The organism is Clostridia bacterium, from assembly GCA_019683875.1.
Classification (GTDB): Bacteria; Bacillota; Sulfobacillia; order RBS10-35; family Bu92; genus Bu92.
This window is the reverse complement of record JADGHN010000117.1, coordinates 1-5282: the sequence shown is the minus strand read 5'-3', so window position 1 is coordinate 5282 and position 5282 is coordinate 1. Positions and strand designations below refer to the sequence as shown.

Annotated in this window: 2 protein-coding genes; one reads left to right on the top strand and one right to left on the bottom strand. The window is 72.9% G+C overall.

All coding sequences use genetic code 11. The annotated features are described in order from the left end of the window. Positions 1-2814 (bottom strand): isoleucine--tRNA ligase (ileS, locus tag IRZ18_08355; GenBank protein MBX5477114.1); only part of this gene is annotated, 2814 nt, incomplete at its 3' end. Positions 2815-3261: 447 nt separating this feature from the next. On the opposite strand from ileS, the gene IRZ18_08350 reads away from it, so the two are divergent. Next, the coding region (locus IRZ18_08350) for a S9 family peptidase (protein ID MBX5477113.1) at positions 3262-5282 on the top strand (2021 nt) is incomplete at its 3' end.

Sequence of the window (5282 nt, the reverse complement as noted above, 5' to 3'; positions counted from 1 at the left end):
CCGCTCTCTCCCCCCCCGCGGGGGGGTGGGGGGCGCCGCCGCCGCCCGCATCGCCGCCAGGACGTCCACGCAGCGGCCGCAAAGCTCCGGGTGCCCGGCGTGCCGGCCGACGTCCTCGACGTAGCGCCAGCACCGCTCGCACTTCGCGTACCCGCTCGACGCGACCTCGACCGCCGCCTCGGGCGCGCTCCCCAGGCGCACTTCCGCCACGACGAGCGCCTCGGCCACGGCGTCCTCGCCCCATTCCCGCAGGAGGCGCTCCTCCGCGTCCGGCACGCGCAGCTCCACGCGCGCTTCCGCCGCCTCGCGGATCGCGCCCGACGCGCGCGCCTCCTCAAGCTTGCGCAGGATCTCGTCGCGCACGTTCAAGAGCGCCTCGACGCGCGCCGCGGTCGCCGCGTCCCGGGACGGCAGCGCCGGCCACTGCGTGAGGTGGACGCTCTCCGGCTCGCCCGGCGCCTTCGGCAGGTGGTCCCACACCTCTTCCGCCGTGTGGGGCAGGACGGGCGCGATCCACGCCACGAGCGCCCTCGCCAGCCACCACAGCGCCGAGCGCGCCGCGCGCCGCTCCGGAGACTCCGGCGCCGCCGTGTACAGCACGTCCTTGCGCGCGTTCAGGTAGAACGAGGACAGGTCGTTGACGCAGAACGTGTGGATCAGGTTGTAGACGGCCCGGAACTCGTAGCGCAGGTACGCCGCCCGCACCTCCTCCTGCACGGCCGCCGCCCGGTCCAGCGCCCAGCGGTCGAAGGTGGGAAGCGCGGCCGGGTCGACGAGGTCCCGCGCCGGGTCGAAGCCGCTCAGGTTGCCCAGCAGGAACCGCAGGGTGTTGCGGATCTTGCGGTAGGCCTCGGCCACCTGTTCGAGCAGCGCGTCGCCGATGCGCACGTCCGCCGTGTAGTCCGTCGACACCACCCACAGGCGGAAGACGTCGGCGCCGAAGCGGTTGACGACGTCGATCGGATCGACCACGTTCCCCCAGGACTTGTGCATGTGCCGCCCTTCGGCGTCGACGACGAAGCCGTGCGAGAGCACCTGCCGGTACGGGGCGCGCCCGCGCGTGGCGACGGCCGTGAGCAGCGACGACTGGTACCAGCCGCGGAACTGGTCGTTGTGGCCCTCGAGGTACAGGTCGGCCGGCCACTTCAGCTCCGGCCGGCGTTCGAGAACGGCCGCGTGGGTGCAGCCGGAGTCGAACCACACGTCGAAGATGTCGGTCTCCTTGCGGAAATCCGAGGCGCCGCAATTCCCGCAGCGCGTGCCGGCGGGCAGGATCTCCGCAGGCTCGTGGCGCCACCAGCCGTCGGACCCCTCGCGCTCGAAGAGCCGCGCCACGGCCTCGATCGACTCGTCGTTGAGCAGCGCCTCGCCGCAGGCCCGGCAGTAGAAGACGGGGATCGGGACGCCCCACACGCGCTGGCGCGAGAGGCACCAGTCGCCGCGGCCGGCGATCATCTCCCGCATGCGGCTGACGCCCCAGTGCGGGATCCACTCGACCTCGCCGGCAGCCGCCATCGCGGCCTCGCGGATGCGGTCGATGTCGGCGAACCACTGCTCCGTCGCGCGGTAGAGGACCGGGGTATGGCAACGCCAGCAATGCGCGTACTGGTGGCGGATGGTCCCCGCGGCCAGGAGCGCCCCCGCCTCGCGGAGCGCGTCGCGGATCCTGCCGTTGGCCTCGTTGACGTGCAGCCCGGCGAACGGCCCCGCAGTTTCCGTCATGCGGCCGCGGGCGTCCACCGGCACGACGATGTCCAGGCCGTAGCGCCGCCCGACCTCGAAGTCCTCGTGCCCGTGGCCGGGCGCCGTGTGCACGAGCCCCGTGCCGTCCTCCGTCGTGACGTGCTCCGCGAGCACCACCGGCGACACCCGGCCGTACAGCGGGTGGCGGTACGTGACGCCCTCAAGGTCCTTCCCGAGGAAGGACCGCGACGGGCGCGGCGCGGCTGCGCCCTCGGCGCCCTCCGCCCCGTCGCCGAGCAGGCCCGTGGCCCGCAGGGCGGCCACAGCGCGGTCCCTCGCCACGACGAGCGGGCCGGCGGCCGTCTCCACGAGCCAGTACTCCACGTCCGGGTGGACGGCGATGGCCAGGTTGCCGGGGATCGTCCAGGGCGTCGTCGTCCAGATGGCCAGGCGGCTCCCCTCCGGCAGGACGCCCCGCCCGTCGACGACGTCGAACGCCACCCAGATCGACGGCGATTCCCGTTCCTGGTACTCGATCTCCGCCTCCGCGAGGGCCGTTTCGCACTCGGGGCACCAGTACACCGGCTTGAGGCCCTTGTAGATGATCCCCCGCTTGGCCATCTCGCCGAAGACCCGCACCTGGGCGGCCTCGAAGGAGCCGTCGAGCGTGCGATAGGCGCGGTCCCAGTCGCCGAGCACGCCGAGCCGTTTGAACTGGCGCGTCATGATGTCGATGTGGCGCAGCGCGAACTCGCGGCACCTCTCCCGCACGGCCAGCGGTCCGGCCTCGTGCCAGTCCAGGCGCGCCTCCTCGATCACCCGCCGCTCGATCGGCAGCCCGTGCGTGTCCCAACCGGGGACGTACGGGGCATCCTCGCCGTTCATCGTGTGCGAGCGGACGATGACGTCCTTCAGCACCTTGTTCATGGCCGTGCCGATGTGCGCCGAGCCGCTTGCGTAGGGCGGGCCGTCGTGCAGCACGAACTTCGGCCGCCCGCGGCGCGCCTCGCGGAGGCGCTCATAGAGCCGCATCGCTTCCCAGCGCGCCTGGAACTCCGGTTCGCGCTCCGGAAGCCGCGCGCGCATGGGGAAATCCGTCTGCGGCAGGAGAACCGTCTTGCGGTAGTCCACCGGATGCCCTCCTCAAACGACAACGCCCTTTCGTCCAAAGGACGGAAGGGCGTTCCGCGGTACCACCTTCATTCCCGAGCTCCGTGCGTCGCTCGGGCGCTCTGCCGCCGTTAACGCCGGCGGCGACGTCGGCGTCTACTGGGAGGACCGGGCCGCGCCCGGCTCCGTTCGCGCCGCTGCTCCGGGGTGATCTTCCGCCGAGCCGCGGCGCCGGGCTTGCACCGCTTGGCCCGGCTCTCTGGGCTCGCGAGATTCGGCGTACTCTCCCCGTCCTCGCAGACATGTGAGGTTGCCATGGATTGTATGGATTTCAGGGCGCACCGTCAACCGCGGCAGCCCTGCGCGGCGCGCCACGGCGCGCGGCGATTCCCCGGCTGCGGTTTCCAGGGGACGCGCGGCCGTCATGTCGAATCACCTCGCAAACGTCATCCGGAGGGAGAGCGACCCGTGAGCCGTGTCCTGACGCCTTCCGACCTCTACCGCCTGCGCCTCGTCTCCGACGCGCAGATCTCCCCGGACGGTTCTCTGGTGGCGTACGTGCTGACGGAGCTGGACCGGGAGGCCGACGGTTACCGCTCCCGCATCGTCGCCGTCGACGTGCACACCGGCCGCCGCTGGGACCTGACCGACGGCCGCGCCCGCGACGACGCCCCGCGGTGGGCTCCGGACGGCCGCCGCCTGGCCTTCCGCTCCGATCGCGACGGCAAGAGGCGGCTGTACCTCCTGCGGCTGGACCCCGAAGGCAGGCCGGCCGGCGCGCCCGTGCCGCTCGACGGCGCTCCCGAAGGAGCGAGCGCTCCCGCCTGGTCCCCCGACGGGCGCCGGCTGGCCTTCAGCGCGCCCGTGGCCGACGAGGACCTGCCGCCGGACCACCCGTGGCGCGGCCCCGCCGCCGAATACGCGACTGACGCGCGCGTCTACGCGGAACCGTTCTACCGGCTGGACGGCGAGGGGTTCCGGGGGCGCCGTCGGCGCCGGATCTGCATCCTGGACCTGGCCACGGCGGCCGATGCGGCATCCGCCGGCTCCCGCATCACGGTGATCGGCACGGGGCGGCTGCCGCGCCCGGAGCAGGCCGGCCCCACGGGGCAGGGCTTCGACGACGACGAGCCGTGCTGGTCGCCCGACGGGACCCGGGTGGCGTTCACGCGCCACTACCCGCCGCGCCGGGACACGGCGCGCTGGGGCGTCACCGAGATCTGGACGGCGCCCGCGGCGGGAGGGGAGCCCTCGCTCGCCGCGGCGCTCGAAGGGATCTGCCATCTTCCGGCGTTTGCGCGGGACGGCAGGTCCCTTCTCTTCTTCGGCCACGACGGCCACGCGGAGGGCTCCACCAACGTCCACCTGTACCGCGTGGCGCCCGGCGGCGAACCCGAGAACCTGACGCCGGCGTTCGACCGCTCCATCGGAAACCACGTCCGCAGCTACGAGCGCGGCACGCCGCCCGCGGTGCCGCCGCTGGCAGGGCCGGGGCACGCGGTGCTGTTCATCGCCACCGACGGCGGGGAGCAGCCGCTGTGGGCGGCCGACGAGCGCGGGCCGTCGCTCCCCGTGCGCCTCGGCCCCGGCGAGCGCCGCGTCGTCCCGTCGTTCTCCGTCTCGGCCGACGGCCGCCGGGCGGCGCTCGTGATCGAGACGGCGACATCCGTCGGCGACGTGTACGTCGTCGACCTGGAAGGTCCGCCGGGCGACCCCGCAGCGGCCGTGCGCGTGACCGGAGAGCGCCGGCTGACGGCCGTCAACGACGAACTCTACGAGGAGGTGGGCCTCGTGGAGCCGGAGCGCTTCACCGCGCGCGGTCCCGGAGACTGGACGGTGGAGGGCTGGATCCTCAAGCCGAAGGGACTCCGTCCGGGCGACCGGCGGCCGCTCGTCCTCAACATCCACGGCGGCCCCCACGGCACCTGGGGATACACGCTGATGTTCGAAAACCAGCTGCTGGCCGCCCACGGCTTCGTGGTCGTCTACGGCAACCCCCGCGGCAGCCAGGGGTACGGCGAGGCGTTCACCCGGGCCGTGGACCACAACTGGGGCAAGGACGACTCCCGCGATCTCATGGCCCTCGTGGATCACGCCTGCCGGCTGCCGTTCGTCGATGCCGGCCGGCTTGGCGTGATGGGCAACTCCTACGGCGGCTACATGACCAACTGGATCGTCAGCCATGACCCGCGTTTCCGCGCCGCCGTGACGCAGGGGACGATCTCGAACCTGGTGAGCGACTTCGGCACGTCCGACTACGGCTTCGTGAAGGGCCGCCTGGAGGGGGCGAAGACGCCGTGGCAGGCGGCAGACGCCCTGTGGGACGAATCGCCGCTAAAGTACGCGGACAGGGTCCACGCGGCGACGCTGATCCTTCACGGGGAGTTCGACCAGCGCTGCCCGATCGAACAGGCGGAGCAGTGGTTCGCCGCCCTGCAGTGCCGGGGCGTGCCGTCCGCCTTCGTCCGGTACCCGGGAGAGAGCCACGG